24 protein-coding genes and 6 tRNA genes are annotated in these 21,045 nt (G+C 51.0%); 8 read left to right on the forward strand and 22 right to left on the reverse strand.

Annotation, left to right across the window (positions count from 1 at the left end):
- Position 1 precedes the first annotated feature (1 nt).
- From NFS31_RS11635 to NFS31_RS11735, 21 genes are all read right to left on the reverse strand, one after another.
- Entirely contained in the window at positions 2 to 544 is a 543-nt protein-coding gene (locus NFS31_RS11635) for a sigma-70 RNA polymerase sigma factor region 4 domain-containing protein (RefSeq protein ID WP_251495122.1), read from the reverse strand.
- Positions 545 to 647: 103 nt separating this feature from the next.
- Positions 648 to 1,487, reverse strand: coding sequence for a hypothetical protein (locus tag NFS31_RS11640; protein ID WP_251495126.1), 840 nt, complete (start codon positions 1,485 to 1,487; stop codon positions 648 to 650).
- Positions 1,488 to 1,542: 55 nt separating this feature from the next.
- Positions 1,543 to 2,613: a DUF932 domain-containing protein gene (locus tag NFS31_RS11645; protein ID WP_251495131.1), complete on the reverse strand. Its 1,071-nt coding sequence runs from the start codon at positions 2,611 to 2,613 to the stop codon at positions 1,543 to 1,545.
- 33 nt (positions 2,614 to 2,646) lie between these two features.
- Positions 2,647 to 3,459 (reverse strand): hypothetical protein, encoded by an 813-nt coding sequence (locus NFS31_RS11650; protein WP_251495133.1) that lies wholly within the window; start codon positions 3,457 to 3,459, stop codon positions 2,647 to 2,649.
- A 127-nt stretch (positions 3,460 to 3,586) separates the two neighbouring features.
- Positions 3,587 to 3,997, reverse strand: a complete 411-nt coding sequence (locus tag NFS31_RS11655; protein WP_251495134.1) for a single-stranded DNA-binding protein — start codon at positions 3,995 to 3,997, stop codon at positions 3,587 to 3,589.
- Between the two features lie 337 nt (positions 3,998 to 4,334).
- Positions 4,335 to 4,823: a hypothetical protein gene (locus NFS31_RS11660; protein ID WP_251495136.1), complete on the reverse strand. Its 489-nt coding sequence runs from the start codon at positions 4,821 to 4,823 to the stop codon at positions 4,335 to 4,337.
- A gap of 6 nt (positions 4,824 to 4,829) precedes the next feature.
- Positions 4,830 to 5,525: a hypothetical protein gene (locus NFS31_RS11665; RefSeq protein ID WP_251495137.1), complete on the reverse strand. Its 696-nt coding sequence runs from the start codon at positions 5,523 to 5,525 to the stop codon at positions 4,830 to 4,832.
- Positions 5,526 to 5,578: 53 nt separating this feature from the next.
- Positions 5,579 to 6,157 carry a sigma-70 family RNA polymerase sigma factor gene (locus NFS31_RS11670; RefSeq protein WP_251495139.1) on the reverse strand — a complete coding sequence of 193 codons (579 nt, stop codon included), beginning with the start codon at positions 6,155 to 6,157 and terminating at the stop codon, positions 5,579 to 5,581.
- A 16-nt stretch (positions 6,158 to 6,173) separates the two neighbouring features.
- Positions 6,174 to 6,587 carry a zinc-finger-containing protein gene (locus NFS31_RS11675; protein ID WP_251495141.1) on the reverse strand — a complete coding sequence of 138 codons (414 nt, stop codon included), beginning with the start codon at positions 6,585 to 6,587 and terminating at the stop codon, positions 6,174 to 6,176.
- A gap of 51 nt (positions 6,588 to 6,638) precedes the next feature.
- Positions 6,639 to 6,857, reverse strand: coding sequence for a hypothetical protein (locus NFS31_RS11680; protein ID WP_251495144.1), 219 nt, complete (start codon positions 6,855 to 6,857; stop codon positions 6,639 to 6,641).
- A 308-nt stretch (positions 6,858 to 7,165) separates the two neighbouring features.
- Positions 7,166 to 7,387: a DUF6133 family protein gene (locus NFS31_RS11685; protein ID WP_251495147.1), complete on the reverse strand. Its 222-nt coding sequence runs from the start codon at positions 7,385 to 7,387 to the stop codon at positions 7,166 to 7,168.
- A 359-nt stretch (positions 7,388 to 7,746) separates the two neighbouring features.
- A complete protein-coding gene (locus tag NFS31_RS11690; RefSeq protein WP_251495150.1) occupies positions 7,747 to 8,625 on the reverse strand; it encodes a hypothetical protein in 879 nt (292 codons plus the stop codon).
- The gene (locus NFS31_RS11695) at positions 8,622 to 9,554 is read right to left on the reverse strand and encodes a type II secretion system F family protein (RefSeq protein ID WP_103242139.1); all 933 of its coding nucleotides are present in this window, start codon (positions 9,552 to 9,554) and stop codon (positions 8,622 to 8,624) included. Before NFS31_RS11695 ends, NFS31_RS11690 begins: the two co-directional genes overlap by 4 nt.
- Before the next feature lie 3 nt (positions 9,555 to 9,557).
- On the reverse strand, positions 9,558 to 11,030 hold the full coding sequence (locus tag NFS31_RS11700; protein ID WP_331482597.1) for a CpaF/VirB11 family protein: 1,473 nt from the start codon (positions 11,028 to 11,030) through the stop codon (positions 9,558 to 9,560).
- Entirely contained in the window at positions 10,963 to 11,835 is an 873-nt protein-coding gene (locus NFS31_RS11705; protein WP_251495153.1) for a hypothetical protein, read from the reverse strand. The genes NFS31_RS11700 and NFS31_RS11705 overlap by 68 nt, the downstream gene beginning before the upstream one ends.
- 28 nt (positions 11,836 to 11,863) lie before the next feature.
- Complete coding sequence (gene cpaB, locus NFS31_RS11710) at positions 11,864 to 12,769, reverse strand: Flp pilus assembly protein CpaB (protein ID WP_251495156.1); 906 nt, start codon at positions 12,767 to 12,769, stop codon at positions 11,864 to 11,866.
- A 115-nt stretch (positions 12,770 to 12,884) separates the two neighbouring features.
- Positions 12,885 to 13,370: a prepilin peptidase gene (locus NFS31_RS11715; protein WP_251495159.1), complete on the reverse strand. Its 486-nt coding sequence runs from the start codon at positions 13,368 to 13,370 to the stop codon at positions 12,885 to 12,887.
- Positions 13,345 to 15,042 (reverse strand): DUF8193 domain-containing protein, encoded by a 1,698-nt coding sequence (locus tag NFS31_RS11720; protein WP_331482598.1) that lies wholly within the window; start codon positions 15,040 to 15,042, stop codon positions 13,345 to 13,347. Before NFS31_RS11720 ends, NFS31_RS11715 begins: the two co-directional genes overlap by 26 nt.
- Before the next feature lie 164 nt (positions 15,043 to 15,206).
- On the reverse strand, positions 15,207 to 15,776 hold the full coding sequence (locus NFS31_RS11725) for a DUF6550 family protein (protein WP_251495163.1): 570 nt from the start codon (positions 15,774 to 15,776) through the stop codon (positions 15,207 to 15,209).
- Positions 15,777 to 16,012: 236 nt separating this feature from the next.
- Positions 16,013 to 16,528 carry a hypothetical protein gene (locus tag NFS31_RS11730; RefSeq protein ID WP_251495166.1) on the reverse strand — a complete coding sequence of 172 codons (516 nt, stop codon included), beginning with the start codon at positions 16,526 to 16,528 and terminating at the stop codon, positions 16,013 to 16,015.
- 8 nt (positions 16,529 to 16,536) lie between these two features.
- Positions 16,537 to 17,037 carry a DUF4320 family protein gene (locus NFS31_RS11735; RefSeq protein ID WP_251495168.1) on the reverse strand — a complete coding sequence of 167 codons (501 nt, stop codon included), beginning with the start codon at positions 17,035 to 17,037 and terminating at the stop codon, positions 16,537 to 16,539.
- 323 nt (positions 17,038 to 17,360) lie between these two features.
- On the opposite strand from NFS31_RS11735, the gene NFS31_RS11740 reads away from it, so the two are divergent.
- From NFS31_RS11740 to NFS31_RS11775, 8 genes are all read left to right on the forward strand, one after another.
- Positions 17,361 to 18,242, forward strand: coding sequence for a hypothetical protein (locus tag NFS31_RS11740; protein WP_251495171.1), 882 nt, complete (start codon positions 17,361 to 17,363; stop codon positions 18,240 to 18,242).
- A gap of 442 nt (positions 18,243 to 18,684) precedes the next feature.
- Positions 18,685 to 18,757: transfer RNA gene (locus NFS31_RS11745), tRNA-Lys, on the forward strand.
- A gap of 43 nt (positions 18,758 to 18,800) precedes the next feature.
- Positions 18,801 to 19,055 carry a helix-turn-helix domain-containing protein gene (locus tag NFS31_RS11750; RefSeq protein ID WP_120423387.1) on the forward strand — a complete coding sequence of 85 codons (255 nt, stop codon included), beginning with the start codon at positions 18,801 to 18,803 and terminating at the stop codon, positions 19,053 to 19,055.
- Between the two features lie 52 nt (positions 19,056 to 19,107).
- Positions 19,108 to 19,180: transfer RNA gene (locus NFS31_RS11755), tRNA-Glu, on the forward strand.
- Between the two features lie 4 nt (positions 19,181 to 19,184).
- Positions 19,185 to 19,257: transfer RNA gene (locus tag NFS31_RS11760), tRNA-Glu, on the forward strand.
- 2 nt (positions 19,258 to 19,259) lie between these two features.
- A tRNA-His gene (locus NFS31_RS11765) sits at positions 19,260 to 19,384 on the forward strand.
- 1 nt (position 19,385) lies between these two features.
- A tRNA-Tyr gene (locus tag NFS31_RS11770) sits at positions 19,386 to 19,468 on the forward strand.
- 6 nt (positions 19,469 to 19,474) lie between these two features.
- Positions 19,475 to 19,559, forward strand: a tRNA-Ser gene (locus NFS31_RS11775).
- A gap of 70 nt (positions 19,560 to 19,629) precedes the next feature.
- Here NFS31_RS11775 and NFS31_RS11780 read toward each other — a convergent pair.
- Positions 19,630 to 20,958 carry an AAA family ATPase gene (locus tag NFS31_RS11780; RefSeq protein WP_016300346.1) on the reverse strand — a complete coding sequence of 443 codons (1,329 nt, stop codon included), beginning with the start codon at positions 20,956 to 20,958 and terminating at the stop codon, positions 19,630 to 19,632.
- Between the last annotated feature and the right edge of the window lie 87 nt (positions 20,959 to 21,045).

Consider the following 21,045-nt stretch of genomic DNA (forward strand, 5'->3'; position numbering starts at 1 on the left):
GTTATCCATAGCATATTTCCAGGAGCACGCTGCGTACCTCTTCCAGAAGTTCCTGGACACGTTTCATGGTTGTGTTCTGCTGGCGGGCGATATCACGGTCATTGTAGCCGCAGGTTTTCAGATGCACGATGTTCATCTGCTGCCTGGATACCCGCTTTGCCAGATCATGTAGGAGCAACTGTTCTTCCAGTTGACGCATAAGTGGATTTGGGGACGCTACAGTTTCTTCTAATGCGTAACCAGTGTCATCGTAGGGATTGGTGTGTAAGCTCAATACCAAAGCATTATGTTTCGCAGTTTTTTTAGATCTGTAATAATTTGATACAGCACCGTTCATCAATCTCCATGAAATAGTGGTAAAAGAGTATTGCCTTAGTCTCGGTTCTGTCAAATAACAACGAACAGATCGAAGATAGGCAAAAATAACAACATCATAAAACTCATCTACAGATAATTGTTTTTTCCGAAGAAACTTATATACCAAATCATGGTGTTCGGCAGCAAAAAGACGTTGCTCAGGGGTTAATGGTACTTCACACTTCATAAAAATTTCCTCCTTAAAATGCGAAAAGGACTCCCCCGGTAAATAACCGAGAGAATCCTTTCCATACGTTTCATATAGCGCTATGCCATATTGGTTTCATTGATCAGGCGGGCAGGGCTTCACGTTCCCCATCAAGGGGCTGTCCGTAGTTAAACTTTGCGCCTCCGTTTACAGGCAGGACTTCCACATTGCCGCTGCCATAATCGCAGCCATCGTCATGCTGGGTTTCATTGACAGCCGCACGCTGCTGGAGCATCATGCGGATCTGCTCTTTAAAACCGTCTGCAAACTGCCGGATCTGTGCCAGTTCTTCCCCGCTGAAATCGTACAGGCGGCGGAAGGTGGCAACACTATAATCATCCTTGCCGTTGCTCATTTTTTTAAGCCCGATCTGCACCACGCTGCCATAAGTTGCACGGCGGCGGAGCATGAAGGACTGGTTCATGAACTCGCGGAAGGGTTTCAGGCTGGTGGGCGGTAGGGTCACCTGTAACGGCATGAACTCACCGCTACGGAGCAAATAGAGCACACGCATATTCTTACAGGCCTTGCCGTTTCCTTCTGCAGCAGAGCCAAATTTGTTCAGGGCACAGGCAGCACAGGAGCCGCCAGGTTCTCCAATCCCCTGTTTGCCATCCACGGAAGAGCAGAGGGGAGTGGCGGTGTCATCATACTCGCTGCCTTCCGGCCAGTAAGCATTGTTGGGGAAATTTGAGAGGATGACACCTACCAGAGTTTTTTCATAATCCGGGCTTTCCGGATCGTCAGAGGGAATCTCAAACTGCAGTGCGCCGCCTGCCGGAATCTTGATCCGGGGGAAGCTCATCTGCAGGCCGTCCATATCCTCCGCCAGTTCTTCCTGGGTAAACTCGCCTTCTGGTATAGCTGCCGGGAGCATAAATGTTTTCTGTTCTGCCAAAGCGTTGTTCTGATTGTTATACATACTGTTTTCCTCCTTAAAAATGAAATTGTGTTGTAATGGTATCAAAATGGCTGCGTCAGGCGGCCATCTGGTTGATCCGTTTCCACTGGTGGGCCGGCATGGAGAGAATGTTATAGCCGATGCTCTCCAGCTGGGTGGCCCTGTCATAGTTCTCCACATCCTGGCTGTGCCGGGTGACTGCATTGGAAAGCCCGTACAGCGTAAGGTCTTTTCCTTCGATCAGATGCTGGAGGATGCCTTCCCCCTCATCGTCTGTGATGTGGAATTCCCGGCTGGCCAGTTTGACGATACCGGGAACATCTTTGGTGTTCATTTCCGCCTGGGTCGCATTCTGCATCAGGCCGACCACCTGGGCAAAACGAGCCTCTTCCACGGCAGCCCTGACGGTATCCTGGATTTTCAGGATAAAGGCTTTGTCGTCCGCAGCCAGCGTCTTTTCCGAATAGAGCTGGAAGTTATCTTCCATGTCATTGACACGGCCCACATGGTTGCGGCGTGTCTGTGCGTCATTGACGATCATGCCGTTGCTGCATACCAGGCGGTAGACAAGGGGCTGGATAGTGACAGCTCCCATGCCGGTCTCGCTGTTGGAGATGATGACGCCGGCCTGCACAATGTCCCCAGGCACAACCTCCGCTTCCAGGCGGGGGTTGACTACCTTTATATACATCCGGCTGTCCGTGATCTGACAGCTTTCAAAGCGTGCGCCCTTCATGCGCCCAATAATGGGAAGGACTGCCTGGGCGATCTCCATGTTATCGATCCGCCGGTAACGGTTGCTAAGGAAAGCCCTTGCAGTGCCTCCCATGGTACGCAGAAGCCGTTTGGACGGGGAATGCTGGAGCCAGGCGTTGACATTTGCGGCCAGAAGCTCCGGCTTTTCCGTGAGCATCCGGTCATAATAAGGCGCAGGGATCTTCAAGTGGGTTCCAAACTGCCGGTGGGCAATGGTGTTGACCTGCATGGGTTCCACCGGTTCGGTGTTCCCGTCAAACATGTGGAGATAGATCTGGGAGTCATAAGGCTCCATCTGCAGGCTCCGGGTATCCACCAGATAATCCTCCTTCATGCTGTTCTGCCGTGTGATCTCAGCGGCCATTTCGTTCAGGGTAAGACCTTCTTTCATTCGTGTTCAGCTCCTTTCTTGTTGTGTGAGGGCTTACCAGGAGATCTGGATGCCCTTCGCTGTGACCTCAGCCGCCAGCCCGTTGCGTTCAAAAACCTGTAAAAGCCGTGACCAGTACGTCTTTTCCGGAAAGCCGGCAAGGTGCTCTTTTGCCACCTCCTCCGTGTCCTCCTCGATACAGATATCACCGTCTTCATGGATTGTGAGACAGCTGTGGCCGCGGGAATTCAAGTCTGCCACAAGAGCCTCCAGAACCTTCCGGCCCTGGACCTCGTACCAGATCTGAGGGTCCACCGGCTGCTTGTTGGGCGGGACAGTATCTTCCGGCCCTCCGCCTCCGGCTTCCGAGAGCGGGACCATCTTTAACATGTTGCAGGTGATGGAGGCGTTTTGGTCCACGCATACATCCGCATGGTCAAAATCCGGGATTCCATAAAGGCGGATGCGCCCGGTCCCTCCTGCCAGCACCAGTTTTTCCGGCCTCTTTTCGCACCATTCCCAGCGCACGTCAGGATATACTGCCCGGAGATAGGCAGAGATCCGGTGGTTGACATGGCGGAGCAGGAGCAGTTCCATTTCCGGGGATTCCATAGCCGGAAGGTCAAAAGGCTGGGAGCCAGTGATTCCTTCTGCCAGCCGTTTCTTTGTAAGCTGTTCACGCATCCTGCGGCGTTTCGCCTGCTGCATACAGGGCCGTAAAAGCACCGCAATAATCCACAGCCCCCAGAGGAAGAATACCCCGATCAGGAGCCAGGTCTGCCATGCTCCCCTTATGAGCGCCAGTATAGCGATGACTGCACCCACAAGGATGCTGATGCTGCCCCACAGGGCTTTGTCACTTTTCATTTTTTTACCATCCTTTCTTTGTCTTTGTTAAAAGTAACCTACATGCACAAAAAAAGAGGAACCATACCGGCCTTTCAGGTTCATTCTGAAAAACCGATAGGGTTCCTCTTTTGGCGCCGGAGCGGATTCACTCCGGAAGGGATTCGCGTTCCCCATCCAGTACCTCCACAGGGGGAGGGGCGGCGTCTGCGGTCCCGGGTTCATCTGGAAAATCGGCGGAGCCTTCTTTGGAAATGCGCCCTGGAAGAAATCCGAAATTGGATAGATAGATCTTCAGGATTTTTGCCCGTTCCTTTACATGGCCTGCGGTACAGTCCACCAGCTGCTGTGTGCCGGTGATCCACAACCGGCTGTCTTTTTTAACACCAAGCCGGACAAGGCGGGATACTTCATCATCCCATGCCCATACCTGGTAATACTGGAACTGGCCCTTGCCTGTCTGCTCGGTAAAACCGAAACAGACATAGGTGGAATCCTTCTGGCTCTTTTTGGGAACCAGGTCATTCTCCACACGTCCAAATGCAAAAATCTGTGCCATAACACTCCTTTCTGCCACTGGCCTTATTATCTATAAAAAAAGTGCCAGCGGGAATCCGGCCCGGATGGGCGCAGTAATACCACTGACACTTATATACAAACTTAACAGCGTGTGCAATGCGATTTCTTCATCGCCGTACAGACAAGCCTGCCTGCAATCCTACAAGGATACGCACAAAAATCAATTACAAGGTAAGTATAACACTATATCTGGTGGCTGTCAAGTTCATAAATACTATATATAGATATTTGGAGTGGCAAAATACAATATCTTGTAGCCGGAAGCCCCGGAGATTGTGCACAGGGCTTCCTATGTATAAATAGGGATCAAACTGCTTTTATTCTGTAGTATCCTGATTATTTATTTCAGGCAGATTTCCCGGCAGGCTGGAATCGTAGCCTAAAAACAGGTCCGTGGAGAGGGAAGCGTCCAGATATTCGCTACCCAGGGATGGGCGGGAGGCTCTCCGGAAATAAAAGCAGTAACACCCGCCCGTCTTTATTTTTACCTGTTTCCCCAAAAGCAGGATAATGGCGGCTCCCTGACGGTCCGTAAGCTCTATTTTGCGATACCTGCGTAAAGGCAGGGATGTAACGGCAGTGCAGACTCCCGTGATGGTTTCATAATCCCCGCGCAGGATCACGACCAGAAGCCCGGCGCTGCGGAACAGGCAGCCGCCGAAGATGATGCCGCTTAAAATCAGCAAAAGCCGGTCATGGGAGAGGAAAAATACGATAGCGGCGATGAAAAGGCTGCCGATCCCCATGAACAGGATCAGAAAAACTTTCAGCCGGAGGGTAAAAGGGGCGTTCAACCATTGTTCCATAAGATGTCATATCCTTTCAAAAATAATCTGCTGGCGCAGGTACAGGTTCGCGACCGCCAGCGTGACCGCCTGGCTTTCGGAGGAGAGCCGCATCATGCAGCTGATGTTGTCGCTGGTGGTGTCCGCATCGTCATAGAGCCCTTCCAGGATGCTTTCCTCCGTAGGGAGGGAGCGGATATCCTTTTCCATGCACCGGATCAGTTCTGCAGTGGAGAGTAGGGCCTGCCTCGCAAGGGCCATGACCTGTTTCTCGTTTTCGGTACGCTGGTCACGACGGAAGAGCTTTCTGGCAGAGGAAAAGGGCACATGGTTTACAAGAGTCAGTTTCAGGAAAGACAGCATCCTGAGCAGGGCAGAACCGTCTGTGGGAATGATGTACATGGAGGAGAGCAGGTCATAAAGGGCGTCATATTCCGTTTCCCCTTTCCCGCAGACCAGCAGGCCCCTTGTCAGGAGCCGTTCCACGCAGTCCTTCCAGGAACGGCCTACGATATCTTTCTGTACCGGTAAAGTCGCCGTATAGAGCCGCCCGATTTCCTCCATACGGGCAATCCGCCAGTTCAGGCAGCTCCAGATGACCATTTCCTGCATATCGACCATATATTCTTTTCCCCCAAGGACAATAACGGGGCAGTAGCGCCGGCATCCGTTTGTCCTGCGCTCAAAGCGGCCAGCAGCAGTATAAAGTGTTTTTAATGTCATGAGAAGTCCTCCTTTTGCTTATCAGACATAGATCGAATCATTTATTACGATGCTTATAAAATACTGGATAAAAATTTACGGTTATTTCTAAGTTTGCAGGCGGCTCGGGAAATCCATGCGCTCACATGGGATGATGGTACGTCATATAATTGAGCAATATCAAAAGTACTCATGCCACCAATTTTTAACTTAAGAGCTTTGATTCCGAGTCTGGCAACGCCTTGGTAGTTTTTTTCAACAGACGTGAGGAGATCCAAAGTTTCTATAACGCTTATGCGGGCATTAAAGTTATCAGTCTGCTGAAGCAGAGCACCATCAACGGCCAAATCTCCATATTCATCAATGACTAAAGGACTGAAATGACGCTGCCGGGCACACATCAATCTGCAATAGGAAAGCAGGCCATTGCGCACTACCCGTTTGGAATAGGTAGAAAACAATATACAAGAAGAATTGTAGGTGGCAGCCGCATGACACAGCCAGATGCAGCCCTCCTGATATAAATCTTCATATTCAAATCCATAGATATTTTTATTTACATGGATACTTTCTGTGATAACCAAGGTTACAATATATAAATGAGTTTTCACCAGCATTTGCTGTTCTTCGGTCAGGGGGATATCCCGTTTCATAAATGCTCACCTCTTTTCAGGCTGCCATGCCGTCAGGCTTTACAGGTGGACGGCACAGGGAAATAACCTTCTCACACATCTGTTCTGAAAACATACCGATATGGGCCTGGCTTTCATCAAGGCCCAGCTTTGTCTGGAGCCATACATAAACGGCCCATTTGTCCATATGCCGTTCTTTCTGCAGCCGTTTTAAAGCCTGGTGCGCCAGGATGCGTTTCTGGCGCAGGCTGCGGTTTGCCATAGTCCCCATAGGTTTCCGGTTTTTCTTATGGGCGCTCACATAGGAGTCACAGGCAGGCCAGCGGGAGCAGACATACAGATAGCTCCCCCGGTCAATGGTATTCGCCCCATAGACGGAACTGGCAGGCCGGCAGATGGCCGGGGCGCCGCAATAAGGGCATTTCAGGTTATATTTTTTCATGGTTTTCATTGGTCAACTCCGTTCCTGCCATCCATGGCAGTTTTGCTTGTCTCCCGTATTTTAAAGGCAGCGGCATTGATGGGAAGTCTGGCAGAGTTCCAGCAGTGGGCAGTCTGTGGAAGATATGGTGTGCCACTCAATATACAGGCCGTATACGGTTTCAAAGGTCTGCTTTCCCAAGACAGCCCGGCATTCTTCCGGTTCGATGGACTCCCCGGATATCTGCTTTAAGACTTTTGCAGGCATAAGGATGGGAGAGCCGTCCGCATCCACAGCCATTAGGAATCCGCCGCAGGGCGGGGATTGGCCGTGGGGACAGACTGTATGCTCGCACTTGATAAACAGGGCGTTATGCCAGCATCCGCGTACTGCTTTTAAAAAGGGATAAATATTACAATGTTGTTGATTCAATTTCTTTCACCTCTCTTATGCTCTTTTCTCAATCCTGAAATGGTCAATTTGAGCCGGAAATTTCTAAAATTTTTATAAACTTCAATGATTTCTCCAGAAAGTTTCTTATACAAATAAAAAAGGAGGGCCAGCCGCATATTTCTGCGGTCTGGCCCTAAAACTTTTATTCCGTTGTATTAACCGAACAGCCCTTCGATCTCCCGCGTGATCCTGGGGATGACCGTATCATTGAAGATCAGCGTCAGGGCTGCCAGCAGCAGGGCACCCAGCACAACGGCAATGATGATCTTCACAGCATCCGAGATATAGAAATCCCCACGCTGGTTGGAGACTGCCATCCGGGCACGGTTGAGGAAATGGTTTGCTTTGCTACAGATACAATTTTTGATTTTTCTCATAGAAAACCTCCTGTTAAAATATGGATGATTTGGTATTGCTGTATGTATCAGGTTTAAGGGCATCGGATAAGCTTTTTCCGGCTGGCATTTCTGCGCATGGGCCTGTCCGGATAGGAAGCAGGCTTCTGAAAAAGCTGGTTCCGGAACCGGTGCCTGTCTGTTGCTGTCAGCGGGGACATGGCATGTTTTCTGTGTTTTTTCATGGCAGCTCCTGTCTGTAATCGCACCTGCCGGAGCAGGACGAATCGTAATCGGTTGTTAAATAAGTTGTATGGATTTAAGAAAAGCCGCTGGGATACAAGCTACCACCCCCTTAAATTTGCTGTGTAATGGGCTTGTGGCAAAAGGCTGCCCTGCCCTTATCCAAAGAAAGCGCCAAGGGAACTTAAAACCTCCGTGCAAAGGACGACCAGATAAATAATCATGATGCAGATCAGCATCATCATGGAATAACGCTGGATCTTTTTCGGCCGTTTGGCAGCTTCTTTTTTCAGGTTGTTCTGCTCGATCTGCCGCATGTCAAAGCAGATCATCTTAAAGTACATCCGCTGGTCATCCCCGCGCAGGACACCTACCAGGCCCCGCACCACATCCGAGAGCATGGGACTCCCGATACGGGTTTCAAAGCGGATCAGGGCGTTTTCATAGTTGCCGGTCTTCATGTCCGCAATGGTCTGGTCCAGCTCCGCCCCGAAGTCCCGGCCTGCCACTCTGCGGTAAGAGGTGAGTATCTTCAGCACATCCCGGTCATTTTCCAGGTTCTGCCCGATGGTCAGGGCAAAGCGGGGGATCTCCGCTTCTATGAGCCTGCGCCTCTTTTTTACAAAATCGAAAGCCGCATAGTAGGTGGAGAACCAGAGCGCCACGGCAGTCCCGATCAGGACCGGCACAAACAGCGGCATCAGGAACGCCATGGGGAGGGCGCAAAGCCCTACGGCCCCGGCAGTTACCCAGGCCCTTGCCGTGTATACTTCCGGTGTCAGTTCCAGCCCGGCGATGGCAAGGGCCGCCTGCAGCTTGTTCCGCTTCAGCCGGTCCAGGCGCAGGTAAGGGGCAAACAGCTTTGCGATTTTGGTGATATACACATCCAGGAGCTGTTCGTTTTTAGCGCCCTTTTGTTTCTTTGCCAGCATCATCATTTTGGATGTCCTCCTGGTAGGGATGTCCGCAAAGGCCGTGGACAGGTTATAGGTGGCAAAACCGAACAGGATAATGGCGATCAGTGTTAACAGGGTCATGTTCCGTCACCTCCGTATTCAATGGGTTTGCTCAGCTTCATGATCTGCGTGAAGGCGAACAGGATGATGGCCGCGCATATGGCCAGGGCAATCTTTCCCGGCGTGGTGTAGATCAGGGTATGGAACCAGTCTTTGTTCAGGAAATACAGCAGGGGCACGTTGGCGATCACCAGGAACATCATGGTAATGGCTTCACGCCGGGGGCCCTGCATCATGGCCTCCAGTTCCGACTGCACCACGCGCACATCGGAAAATTTCTGCACAATGGTGGGCAGCGTATTCTTCATGGAACGGTCTGACTGGCACTGGATCAGGATATTGGCCCACTCATGGAACACCCGGTTGGGTATCTTCATCTTTAATGAGTTGATGGCGCTGGTCATGTTGGCGTTGATCAGCTCACTCTCATATACGAATGCCTCAAAGTTTGCCTTTATCGGCTCATTGATATAAGGCAGGTTCTCCCTTACAGAGCGCAGCAGGTCCTCCGTCCGCAGGTAGGAAGTGGTGACGATGGAGATGGCGGTCTCCAGCTCCTCGTTGAGATGTTTCTTATAGCTGGCTGCCGTGCTGCGCAGATACCATATGGGCACCAGGGAAAAGCCCAGGCCTAAAATGGGGACCAGGTACACGTTGCCTATCAGCAGCGCCAGCACCGCCCCTACCGCAAAAAGGATCAGGGTCAGCCGGGTGACTGCCTCATAACGGTCGGCCCGCCCGGTATCCTTTAAGATCTGCTTGATCTCATAGTCCTGGTTGAAAAATCCCCTGGCCGGCGTCCCCATGAGCACGTTCAGCTCATCCGACAGGGTGGCGGTCTTTCTCCCGGTGTTGAAGATAACGTCCGTGAAATCCCGCGGGCGCACCTGAAAGAGGGCCAGAAGGCCGGCGCTCAGCAGGGTAAAACAGATAAGATAGATCCAGTGCAATGCTCACACCTCCTTTCCTGGCGGCTGTTTTGCGGGGGCCCCTTTACGGGGAGGGGCGCTGCCTAAAAATTCCTGAAGCTCTTTGTGGGAGATGCCGTTGTCCAGCAGCCGTTTTTCCAGTGTCCCGGACATGGCCTCCATCTTGCGGTGGCGTCCTACCACATGGGCGGCCCCGTGTTCATCAGTCACGTTGTCCACTACTTCATATTTATAAAGGGAACGGTACATCAGCTTCCCGTCCAGGTAGTCCTCCCCTTCAATGATCTCCATGATCTTCCGGGAACGGTCTTCCAGCTGTTTGGTGAACACCACCACAGGGTATGCCTCCACCATGATCTGCATCAGGATGGAATCGTCCATGCTGTACTTCCGCTTGGCAAGGGTCATCATACGCCGGTAGGTGCTCTCGCAGGAATTGGAGTGGATGGTGGTGCAGACCGTGTGGCCGGTACGGGAGCTTTCCGCCGCCGACAGGCTCTCTGCCGCTGACCGCATCTCGCCCACGCCGATCACGTCCGGGTGTTTCCGCAGCACACGCTCCAGGAGGAAGTCCTGGTTGATGTTCATGGACGGGTTTTCGTGGGGCCTTGTGAGCAGGTGGACCACGGAATTTAAAATATTCCCGTCTTCATCCCGTTTCACCAAGTCAAACTCCCGGCTGCCTTCCTCTATGGTGATGAGGCGGCGGTTGTTGGGCACGTTGGATAGGAGCCATGCCATGATGGTAGTCTTCCCGGAACCGGTGGAGCCGGCAATGCACACGGAAACCCCGTAGCGGATGCAGGCGGTCAGGAAGTGGAGCATCTCCGGCGTGGCACTCCCGGAATCCAGGAGCTTTTCCTCGGACACCGTATTCTGGTTGACGATACGGATGGAGGCATTGATTCCCACTTCCGAATCCACGATGGGCGTCTTATCCACAGAGATACGAATGTTCTTGTCCAGGAAGCCGATGACCGAGGGCATGGTGTCGTCAATGACCATGCCGCAGGCGTTCAGCATCCGCCGCACCACGTCAATGGCGTGCTGGGGGGAGGAAAACCGGTCCGGGATCTTGATGCTGCGCCCGCTGTTCATGATGACCTCGATATCGTTGTAGGCGTTGATGTTCACCTCCTCCACACCCGGCTGGTAGATCCATTTCTTTAAGAAGGAGTAGCCGGCCATATCCTCATAAAGCCTGGCGCACAGCTGCTCGGTGGTAAACCCCTTGATGGTGTACTTGCGTTTCACCAGGTACTGCACCATCAGCTCTTTTAACACAGTGACAGCGCGTTCCGAATCATTTTCCCCGGCGCCGGCTATGGTGGAGGCGTGGTTTTCGGAAAAATAGCGCTGCACATCCTCCAGCACCTGCTCATAGGTCAGGTCGCTGTTCTCCGTGGGGGCAAAGAAAATATCATTTAAGTTATTCATCGCTGTCTGCCTCCCTGTATCCGTATTCGTATCCACCCTCTTCGTCCGGCGCCTGTTCATATTCCTCCTCTGGGTACTCCCCGTCTTCGTATCCCGCTTCATAGGCATCCTCTTCCTGCCGCTCGGCAAGCTCCATCTGTTCCAGGGCTTCCAGGATCTTATTTAAGGAGGCGGTATATTTGGAGTTGCAGTATTTGATGGCCTGGAACATGCCCCCTTCGGTGGCGCAGCGGTCGATCTCCTTCCCGTAGGGCAGGAGGCCGTCAAAGCCGCCGATGATGTACCCCATCTCTTCAAAGGCGTGGAAAGGGCGTGCCATTCCCGCAAAGGTCATGTGTTCATGGTAGTGGAAGCGCCCGTCCACCAGCAGGGGCTGGTGGGCTTTCAGGTAATTGATGCCTTTCAGGTCCGGGGTCACGATACGGAGCACCAGGTCGCCGGATTCGATGGCGGCAGGCGTGAACACGTTGGTCATGGCGGAGCCGCAGTCCAGGATGACGTAATCCACCAGTTTCTTTGCCGAGGATATGAGCTGCAGGGCCATCTGGTAGTCCGTTTCCGGATAGCTTAACGGGTTCTCCCCGGCGCAGTATCCCATAAGGCCGATATAGGGGTAGTTCTTCAGAACCGTCACATGGCTGGCCACCTGGGATGTGTCGATCTCCACGCTGGTCAGGACCTGGCCGATGGAGACGGCTGTGGTGGTGATCTGTTCCGGGAGCCATACCGGGAGCATGGGGATGCCGGGCTCCCCGCTGATGATGATGGCTTTTCGTTTGTCACGGGTCAGCGCTTTGGCAAGGATGCAGCAGAACATGGATTTGCCGCTGCCGGGGCTGCCCCAGACCGTGATTGTTTTGGACATGGAAACCATTCCTCCTTTCTGCCTGCGGTCAGGTCTTGTTTTCTTCCTTGTCTCCTTCTTTATCAGGGGAGCTTTCCCCACTGGTTCCGGATTCTTTTCCCGATTCTTTTTGTTCCCCAGAGGCAGGTTCTTCCCCGGTTTCTCCCGCAGCGTCCGATTCCGGATTTTCTGCTTCCCCGTCCCCGGCCATTTCCCCTGTTTCTTCATCGGAAGGATCCGGGAAGTAGATCTCCTGCAGGATCACATCCTGCTCTGCCAGGAGTTCCTCTGCCAGCTTTTCATTGTTACGGGAGATCAGGGCTACATGGGCCACCCCGTCATTTTCCAGGGAGGTGATTACCCGTGCCTGTTCCGGGCTGGCAAGTACCGTGATGGTGGCGGACTGCTGTTTTTCCTCATCCTCCACCGGCTCCTTTGTGTTGTCCACGTTGACGCCTTTGGCATCCGTGACGGAAAGCACCCGGACGAAACGCAGCTCCGGGACTTCCTCCGCCGCATCCAGGAAATGGTATACCCGGATGATGTCATTCGGCTGCAGCTTGTCGGACAGGCCGGAAGCCAGCGTTTTCACAGTCAGGGAGATGGCCACCTTCCCGGAGGGGATGCTGTTTAAGGCCACGTCCGAGGATACCGGGACGGTGCTGGTCTTGGAGGCCAGGATATAATCCCCCTGGGATAAGTCCGCCGTGGCATAGAGCCCTTTCACATCTTCAAGGGAGTGGGCGATATTGGGGGGAAGGTTGTAGCTCCCTACCTCCACGGTCTCCGTATTGTCTGCCGAGAGCTGTTCCCCTTTCAGCACGGGTTTTGTGACCCGGACGATCTCTGTCTTGCCGTTGGTCTGCTTCGCAATGGTGGGCAGGGCGACAAAGGCGATAACGGCTGCCAGCAGGATGCTGAGCAGGCCGAAGATAAAGCGGTTATTCAGTTTCATGTTCTCACTCCTGTCATATAAAGTGTGGCATCTGTCTGTCAGCCCTGTCAGATAAAACAGGTGCTGGCCTTATGCGCTTCTACGATACGCAGCGCAATTATTTTGGAAGATGCGGTTATAGGATTGCAGTTATGGTAACGGCCAGGCTCCCGGCCATCAGGAACGGCACAAAGGGAAGGGAAAGCATCCCCTTTTTCCGCCCTGCTGCCAGGGAAACACAGGCCGCAAGGCCGGAGGCAATGAGCAGGACGGCCAGCATACGGGAGGGGCCGTAGATAAGGCCCATAACCCCGGCCAGCTTGATATCCCCGCCCCCGATCCCGGCGCCTTCTTCTGACACCAGTGCGGCGGCCAGCAGGACCAGGAAGCCGGCTGCTGCCCCGGTAAAAGAGAAAAGGAATAAAAGCGGCAGGAGGGCGGTTCCGAAAAGCCCTGCACGTACCAGGGGCGCCGCAAGCGCAAAGGGGAGGAAGAGCAGGAGCGCCCGGCCGGGCACCCGCCTCTTTTTCAGGTCATATGCGGCAAATCCAGCGATGCACGCAAAGGCCATCAGTTCATAAAGGAAAATAGGGCCGCTATTCACGGTTGGTATACCAGTCATCAAACACGCTCTGGTGGATGGTGATGTAGTCATCCAGGTTGACCGAGAGCATCCCGTCCGGCGTCCATGCGTCCCATACCTGGGTATACACCACATAGCTGGTGCTGTCCGGGAACCATACAGGCGTGAAATGCACGGTGCGCCCGTAGGTGGAGAACTCATTGGGCTGGAAGGTGAACCTTGCGCTGCGCCCGCTGGAGACGCGCTGCAAAAGCCGCAGGTAAGTCCTGTACTGGAATTCCGGGAATACGGAAAAAGCAGTCTGCGGGTTGCTGTGGTGCCCGTCCGGTGAGTTTGTGGATAACACGGCCCGCACTTCCGTTTTCACGCCGTAGCCGCTCTTCATGTCCTTCCCGTTGGCGGTGGGGACGATATCATCCGGCATCAGGGTCATAGTCCCGCTGATGGAGGCCGAATAGCCGGTATAGTCATACTCCCAGTCTCCCCGGTCTACCCAGTGGCCGTCATCTTCCCCGTGGCTGCACCATTGCCAGTCCGGGACCCAGTAACAGCTCCACACACCCCAGTTCGCACTGAGCTTCTGCGGATTGGAGGGGAGTGCGGGAACGGAATAGCCGGGGTTCACGTCCGTTGCCAGGGGATCGGGCGGTATCTTTTCGTTCAGGTCCACGATCTTCGCCACAAAGGTATCCTGGGCGGTGAAGCCCCTGCTCAATGACACCGTGATTGTGATGGTCTGGGGCGTATCGGGCGTATGCCATTTCACCCACACCAGCTGGGAGTCATTGGCTGGTATGACAATGTTCCGGACGGTGTAGCTCCTGCCCATGATATGGAACGTGACCGTTGCCGGGTTGTCCGGGGTAAGGCGCCCGCCTGTCCGCAGACGGATGGCAGTGATCACATCCGTATCCACCCGGTATTCCACGTCCGGCGCCTCGATCTCCCCGCCCGGTTCTTCGGTCTCTTCAAACCAGACAATGCCGATCCCAAGGGCGCTGATGATATCCCCGTTGGACTGTATCCCGCGTCTGCCGCCGGTCCAGGCGGGAAAGCCCAGGTCGCTGTACTCCAGGAACAGGGAGAGGGGGAGGTTCTGGAAAGCCACCGAGGGCAGCTTACTCCGCAGGGACCCTCCGGAAAGCTGGTCGTAGAGGGCGGCTTCCGTTGCCGTAAAAGCGTATTTTGTGCCGTTGAAGGTCACATAGGCAATGGGCTCCAGCAGGATCTTGTACTGCCCTGAGAGCATGCTCTCGTAATTTACCCCTGTGGCATCGGCTACCATCATGCAGGCGTATTCCGAACAGAAATAGCGTTTGATGGCTTCGATGGAGGCGGGCCGGCTGTTGCTGTTGATGATGGCCGGCATGGAATAGGCCGGCTGCAGGCAGTTGTAAGGGACGCCGGACTGCAGGGAGAGCGAAACCCCGTCCCGGTACTGGATCTTGTTCACTTTGCCAAAATGGAGCATCGTGGCTGCCTGGCTTCGGTTGGAGAAATCCACGGGCGTGCTCACGGCGGAGCCGGACTGGGCATCCACCACCGTCACCCGCACACCGTCGTTGCCGGGAGACCAGAAGTTGGTGGAGGTGCCCTGGTTCATGTTTCCCCCGCCGCCATCAATGTTGCCCTGTCCGGAAGCGAAAGCCTGTGCAGGACACAGGCAGAACAGGAGGGCGGCGGTGCAGAGGAGGGCATAAAAGCGTTTCAAACAATATCACACTCCAATCTTTTTCTATAAAAAGAAAACCGCCATTTCTGAGGCGGTTTTCCGGTTTCAATATTCAGTTGTATATGCAGCTGCCGATATCTGGCTGGGAACTCATTCAGGCAATCCCTGTAAGTATCATGCGGGGATAGAGCCTGCATGGGCTGTCAGTTCCCCATGTTCCCGACCATCTTGTTAGGATCTCCGCTGCTGTCCACAGTGGCCTGGTTGACCTGTCCGGGAACAACCCACCCAAAAACGGGATCGTATACAGCCCCGTTTTCATTGGTGGTGCCGGCAGGAGGCGTACTGTCCTTTCCGGTATCTGTGGAAGAAGGGGCTGTTTCCGGGGCCGGGTTCACGGGATGGTCCTCACCAGGGTCCGTGATGACAGTCTTGCTTTCCGGGGGCGGAGGCGGTGTTTCCTCCTTTGTTTCCGTGGGAACGAAGTCAACTACAACTTCCTGCTCTGATTCCTCTGCCACTTTGGGGTAATCTTCCAGCTTGTCCGCTGCATTGTTCTGGTTCTGGATGCTGCTGTCTACATGCTCCCAGGAGCCTTCCGTGGCATCCGGGGTATCCTTCCATTCCTCCTGGACGGCATCTGGGGGCTGCCCATCCGGCAGGAAGGCGGTCTTTGTATCCCGCCCCACAAGCCAGCAGGCGGCGAGGATGGCGATGCAGGAAACAGAAAGGACGGTCACGAGGAACCCTTTGGACTTTAAAAATTTTTTCATATAGCAGTCATCTCCTTTTTGGCTTTATATAAAAAACTTACGAGTAAACGGAGCCTTTCCCAACATGAATTTCAAAAATTTCCATTTTTTCCCCGATAGTATCCGATAAAGCGAAAGGTCAAGAATCCGGCAAGGGCCGTGAGAAGAGTGGTGAGGATAAATTTTTTAGATACAAACAGTTTCTTCATAAGAGGTAAGCTCCTTTCATAGTTGGCTGCTGCCTGTTATTTGGCAGACTAAAATTTGGTGTTGTGGTAACCGGTCAGCTCCACGGGCCGGGTGATGGCAGGGTAGGAGTGGCCGAACATGTAGATATAGAACTCGACATTGCAGGTGAACACATACTCCACCCGGTCGCCTGTCACATGGAACGCGAGGCTGATGTCCCTTACCTGGTAGTCATCCGTGGAAAGGGGGACCTTGCTGGCGAGCCCGTCTGTCACCATGTCCTCCAGCATGGCGGTATAGTCCCCGCTGGAGTAGAGGGTATTTAAGTATTCACTGAAGTTGGTCTCCCTCTGGGAACGGTAGGTGTCCGCATAGATGCTGGCGCTTAAATTGTTCAGCTCCATCTTTGCGCCATTGCGGATGTTGATGCAGGTGATGCGGATGGAGGCATACAGCAACAGGAAGGCGACCAGCATCACAATCCCTACCACAAAAAAACAGGTAAAGATAGAAATATCCCCACGGTCATTCCGGAGGGGATTCCTGCCTGCGCTGCCTTTCATACGTTGGTACGGTTTTTTCATACGCCACCTCACTTCCAGTAATGCTCGCTGACGCCGGCGCCCCTGGAAACAACCGTGATGTTCACCAGGTTGAAGTTCCAGAAGCCGCCCAGCTTTGCCCTGCCCGTGATGGTGATGTAGAAGGGGGTCCCCAGCTGGATGGCCCGGCTCATGCCGGACGGGGTGGGCGACTTGTAGGAGGCGTCAATGGAGTAGGAAATGTTTTCTGCCCCTTCAATCTGGGAGCAGAGGAAGTTAAAAAGCTGTTCTGTCTCTCCATTGACACCCCCGGAAAGCTGGATCTGCTTCACCATCTGGTCTGCACAGTGGTCCAGTTCCTGTTTGGTGGAAATGATGCTGAACAGGTCCAGGATGAATGCCAGCAGGAGCACCGCTATGAAGATGAACACCACCGTACTGAAATAGTTGACATCGCCATGCTCACTTTTCAGTATGGCCGCCAGGTTCCTGCCGGCCCTGCTCTTCTGAGGGGACGCCCTGCCGGCTGCTTTGGACATTGTTTGGGACAAAGTAAAACCACCGCCTTTCTGACGAAAACAGCCGTCTCCCGGAATGGAAAACGGCTGCTTTACATATTTTTGACTGTACCAAGTATAGCATGGATGCCTTTACGGGGAAAGAGCAGAACCGTGCCAATGTTGTGCCGATGGTGTGCCAATTAAAATGGGAAAGAATTTTAAGGCAAAAAGCGGGTTAGGAGAGTTCCGCGGCTGTCAGCAGGAAAGCAAATTGTAATTTTCGCTTTTTTATGGTAAGATAGGAAATAAGAAAGACTGCGCTGCAAATAGGATAGACAAAAATGGAAACAATAGGATAGAGGTGTCTGCATAGAATGGATCAGGAAGTAAAAAATATATCATCTGATGCTGAAAAGAAGCCGGAGCAGGTGGCAAAATATACCGCAAAAGACAGCGTGTTCACTTCGCTCTTCCGGGAGCCGAAATATCTATTGCAGTTATATCAGGCACTGCATCCGGAAGACCATGAAGCAACGGAAGACAGCATCAAAAATGTGACGATCACAAATGTACTGTTGGACCAGTATTATAATGATGTGGGTTTTCAGATCGGGAAAAAAATCGTCATTCTGGTAGAGCAGCAATCGAACTGGAGCATCAATATTGTGGTACGCTGTCTGTTATATCTTGCCCAGACTTATCAGGAGTATTTTGAGAGTACCAAACAGAATGTGTATGGGAGCAAAAAGCTGGAACTTCCAAGGCCAGAGGTGTACGTCATTTACACAGGAAACAGGAAGACGAGGCCGGAGTATCTGTATCTGTCAAAGGAGTTTTTTGGCGGGGATGACAGTGTGCTTGATGTAAAGGTCAAAATGATCTATGATGGAAAAGAGGGAGATATCATCAATCAGTATGTGACCTTTACAAAGATATATAATGAGCAGGTGAAACTGCATGGAAGGAGCAGGGAAGCAGTCCTGGAGACAATCCGCATCTGCAAGGATCAGAATGTACTGAGCGAGTATCTGTCAGGGCGTGAAAAGGAGGTTGTGGATATTATGATAACGTTGTTTAATGAAGAATATATTTTAAAGACTTATGTGGAAAGCAGAGAAAAGGAAGCATCTGAGAAAACAAAAATTGGGACAGCTCAGAAATTGTACAAAAAAGGAAATACCATAGAGGATATTGCAGATACTCTTGATGTCTCTGTGAAAGAAGTGGAACAGTGGCTTGGACTTGTTAGAGCTTAATGGCATTGTTACCATATAATTTATATAATCTAAAACAGCTGGTGGAATATGATTATATATTTTTTGTCTTATCATGTGATAGATTTTGTTGGATAGAGGTCTCCCCACAAATTATATTACTGGTATAATGACAATTCCAAGAATTAGTGTTATAGTGATTACAGTTAGAACAAAGCGGACCGGATGAGTCCAGAAAGGAAAGAATCATGGCAACAGTTAATTTCGCAGCGAATGTTTTCGCATATTATCTGCATAGCGAACATTATGAGGCACTGTTCAGTAAAGAAAAAGAACAGAGTCTGGTTAAAATGCGCTCATGTAAGGTAAGGAAACGGCGAAAAACTGTGTGATATCCGGAAGGCAGGATTATAAAGATCCTGCCGGAAGCAGAACATGGATTTGTGTACCGCTTATCTTGTATGAGGTAGGCGGTATTTTTTATGCTCCATTAGCTCAGATGGGAGAGCACTCGACTTTTAATCGAGTGGCCATGGGTCCGAGTCCCATATGGAGCATGACCGCCTGGATATTGAATTTTGATAACAGGAGGTGAAAGGCATGGTAAATCTGCCAACCATAGATATGACGGGAACAGGACAGAACATCAACAGGCTGCGGAAGCAGGCAGGATTGTCCGTAAAGGATTTACAGGATATTTTTGGTTTTGCCACACCGCAGGCTATATACAAGTGGCAGCAGGGCGCAGCTCTGCCCACCATAGATAATCTGGTAGTGTTGGCGGCAGTCCTGCAGGTACGACTGGATGATATTCTGGTCATAGATGCAGCGGCCCAGATGCAGATTGGAGCATGATATGGAAAAGAAAGAACATTGTTGATTCGCAGGCTGAAAATGCCTGCGGCAAGGTCCCCTGGTCTAAAGGTCAGGACACCGGCCTTTCAAGCCGGAGGTATTGGGTTCAAGTCCCATGGGGATCGTTATGGCTCCTTGGTCTAAAGGTCAGGACGCCGGCCTCTCAAGCCGGAAATGATGGGTTCAAGCCCCACAGGAGCTATTGTGGCTATAGGACAATGGTAGTCCGGCAGATTGTGGCTCTGCTTATGGGGGCGCAAGATGTCCGGGGGACATCTGTTCTGCGCCGACCGGAGCGGAGCGTAGATCGATTCCCCCTGGTCACCCCATGGATGGGTATGCCTAGTGGCGAGGGCAGCGGACTGTAAATCCGTCACAAAGAAACACCGCAGGTTCGAGTCCTGCCCCATCCACTTTCCGTTTGCGTGTCCGAGTGGTCTATGGTGCCACCCTGCTAAGGTGGTGTGCAGCAACGCACCGAAGGTTCGAATCCTTCCGCAAACGCTCTGACATCAATTTTTCTACTATTTTCTGCAAAAGAGATTGTACTATCAAGTTTTCAAGAAAAATCTTATTAGTTAGTCTTTAAACCTAATGTAGATAAAAGTGAAACAAAATTTATAGCTATTGGTTCTGGGATGCCTTGATATTTTCCACTCATGTATTGATCTCTGATGTTGGTATTCACATGAATTTTATTATCATAATAGGTTATACATTGTATTTCTTTATCCCCATCTTCTAATTCATTTATCACATAAATGCATTCCTTTGGAAGTCCAGATTCCATAAGCAGGGTATTATGTGTAGTCATAATTAACTGACCTGAGAGATTTTCATAAAGAGAGTTTACAAGGCTCTGTACCAATAAATCATGTACACCAGTGTCAAATTCGTCAATTATTGCAACAGAGCCTTTAACGACCACAAGCATAAATGGCAGTAATTGTAAAAGGGACTGTGTACCCGTTGACTCCATAGAAAATTCTATTGATCTTTCATGTCCAGCTATCAACTTTGTTTGCATTAGCTGATAGTGAATAGTATTTTCTTTAGCAGTACGTTTGTAAAATACCTTTTTAATATCCCGATTTGTACTTTTGAAAAAGATGTTTAGCATGGCTTCGCTTCTATCTAATAAAATTTCATCTTCTTTAGAAATAGTACCTTCATCAAAATCACCAAATATTTCATGTGGCAATCCAATAATACCTCTTTCCTGACGACTGCCAAATTTGACCTTACAAGATATCCGAGAAAGAAATTCCATGATATAATCAAAATTGTCGGTTAATTGCTCCTTGATATATTCATCTGCTTTATCTTCAGATTCATGCATTAAAATAGAAAGCAGAGAATGTTTTCCCCAGTATTTAGAGCAAGCTAATTTAATTTCTTGATATGCACTTTTTTCAAGAAATATTTTGGGACTAATAGTAATTTGTTCTGGAGTAATATCAAAGTATACCCCCTTATTTTTAGTAAGAATGTATTCTAAGCGTTCATGTATAATTTGGGAATCATTAGTCTCTAATAAATAACGACCACTCTTTTCATGTATACGGAAGCCGAATTCCATAGACATGGAATCTTCAGAAGCAACCATTTTATTCTCACGAATCAATGTTTCAATATCCTTATATCGCATTTTAAAAAAACGTGCAAATTCTTCATTGCTTAATGAATCCGGTTCTTCAGAAAGGATTGATTGCATGATATCTCTAACATCCATAGTTCTCAAGGTCTCAGATAACATAAAAAAAGCAGAGGCTAAGTTTGATTTGCCAATGCCATTTTCACCATATAGTAAAATCAACCTTTTAGGATTTCCCTTTTTGTCAAGAAGATTAAATTCTATATCTCCAAAAGATTTGAAGTTTTTTAGTCTTATATATTCAAACATGGTATATACCTCCACTATCATTATACCACAAAAAACAAAATAATCAAGAATGTTTTTCTTTTATTTGCGAAAAAATTACGAATACAG

The sequence above is a fragment of the Otoolea muris genome, from assembly GCF_943193115.1.
Classification (GTDB): domain Bacteria; phylum Bacillota; class Clostridia; order Lachnospirales; family Lachnospiraceae; genus Otoolea; species Otoolea muris.

Bases quoted from the DNA above. Each gene is read 5' to 3' on its own strand.
- NFS31_RS11685 (WP_251495147.1), bottom strand. From the start codon at position 7,387: ATGAGAAAAATCAAAAATTGTATCTGTAGCAAAGCAAACCATTTCCTC.
- NFS31_RS11650 (WP_251495133.1), bottom strand. From the start codon at position 3,459: ATGAAAAGTGACAAAGCCCTGTGGGGCAGCATCAGCATCCTTGTGGGT.
- NFS31_RS11675 (WP_251495141.1), bottom strand. From the start codon at position 6,587: ATGAAAACCATGAAAAAATATAACCTGAAATGCCCTTATTGCGGCGCC.
- NFS31_RS11705 (WP_251495153.1), bottom strand. From the start codon at position 11,835: ATGTCCAAAACAATCACGGTCTGGGGCAGCCCCGGCAGCGGCAAATCC.
- NFS31_RS11680 (WP_251495144.1), bottom strand. From the start codon at position 6,857: ATGGCTGTGGATGCGGACGGCTCTCCCATCCTTATGCCTGCAAAAGTC.
- NFS31_RS11730 (WP_251495166.1), bottom strand. From the start codon at position 16,528: ATGAAAAAACCGTACCAACGTATGAAAGGCAGCGCAGGCAGGAATCCC.
- NFS31_RS11665 (WP_251495137.1), bottom strand. From the start codon at position 5,525: ATGACATTAAAAACACTTTATACTGCTGCTGGCCGCTTTGAGCGCAGG.
- NFS31_RS11645 (WP_251495131.1), bottom strand. From the start codon at position 2,613: ATGAAAGAAGGTCTTACCCTGAACGAAATGGCCGCTGAGATCACACGG.
- NFS31_RS11715 (WP_251495159.1), bottom strand. From the start codon at position 13,370: ATGACTGGTATACCAACCGTGAATAGCGGCCCTATTTTCCTTTATGAA.
- NFS31_RS11700 (WP_331482597.1), bottom strand. From the start codon at position 11,030: ATGAACAGGCGCCGGACGAAGAGGGTGGATACGAATACGGATACAGGG.
- NFS31_RS11690 (WP_251495150.1), bottom strand. From the start codon at position 8,625: ATGACCCTGTTAACACTGATCGCCATTATCCTGTTCGGTTTTGCCACC.
- cpaB (WP_251495156.1), bottom strand. From the start codon at position 12,769: ATGAAACTGAATAACCGCTTTATCTTCGGCCTGCTCAGCATCCTGCTG.
- NFS31_RS11660 (WP_251495136.1), bottom strand. From the start codon at position 4,823: ATGGAACAATGGTTGAACGCCCCTTTTACCCTCCGGCTGAAAGTTTTT.
- NFS31_RS11635 (WP_251495122.1), bottom strand. From the start codon at position 544: ATGAAGTGTGAAGTACCATTAACCCCTGAGCAACGTCTTTTTGCTGCC.
- NFS31_RS11780 (WP_016300346.1), bottom strand. From the start codon at position 20,958: ATGTTTGAATATATAAGACTAAAAAACTTCAAATCTTTTGGAGATATA.
- NFS31_RS11740 (WP_251495171.1), top strand. From the start codon at position 17,361: ATGGATCAGGAAGTAAAAAATATATCATCTGATGCTGAAAAGAAGCCG.
- NFS31_RS11655 (WP_251495134.1), bottom strand. From the start codon at position 3,997: ATGGCACAGATTTTTGCATTTGGACGTGTGGAGAATGACCTGGTTCCC.
- NFS31_RS11640 (WP_251495126.1), bottom strand. From the start codon at position 1,487: ATGTATAACAATCAGAACAACGCTTTGGCAGAACAGAAAACATTTATG.
- NFS31_RS11670 (WP_251495139.1), bottom strand. From the start codon at position 6,157: ATGAAACGGGATATCCCCCTGACCGAAGAACAGCAAATGCTGGTGAAA.
- NFS31_RS11725 (WP_251495163.1), bottom strand. From the start codon at position 15,776: ATGAAAAAATTTTTAAAGTCCAAAGGGTTCCTCGTGACCGTCCTTTCT.
- NFS31_RS11750 (WP_120423387.1), top strand. From the start codon at position 18,801: ATGGTAAATCTGCCAACCATAGATATGACGGGAACAGGACAGAACATC.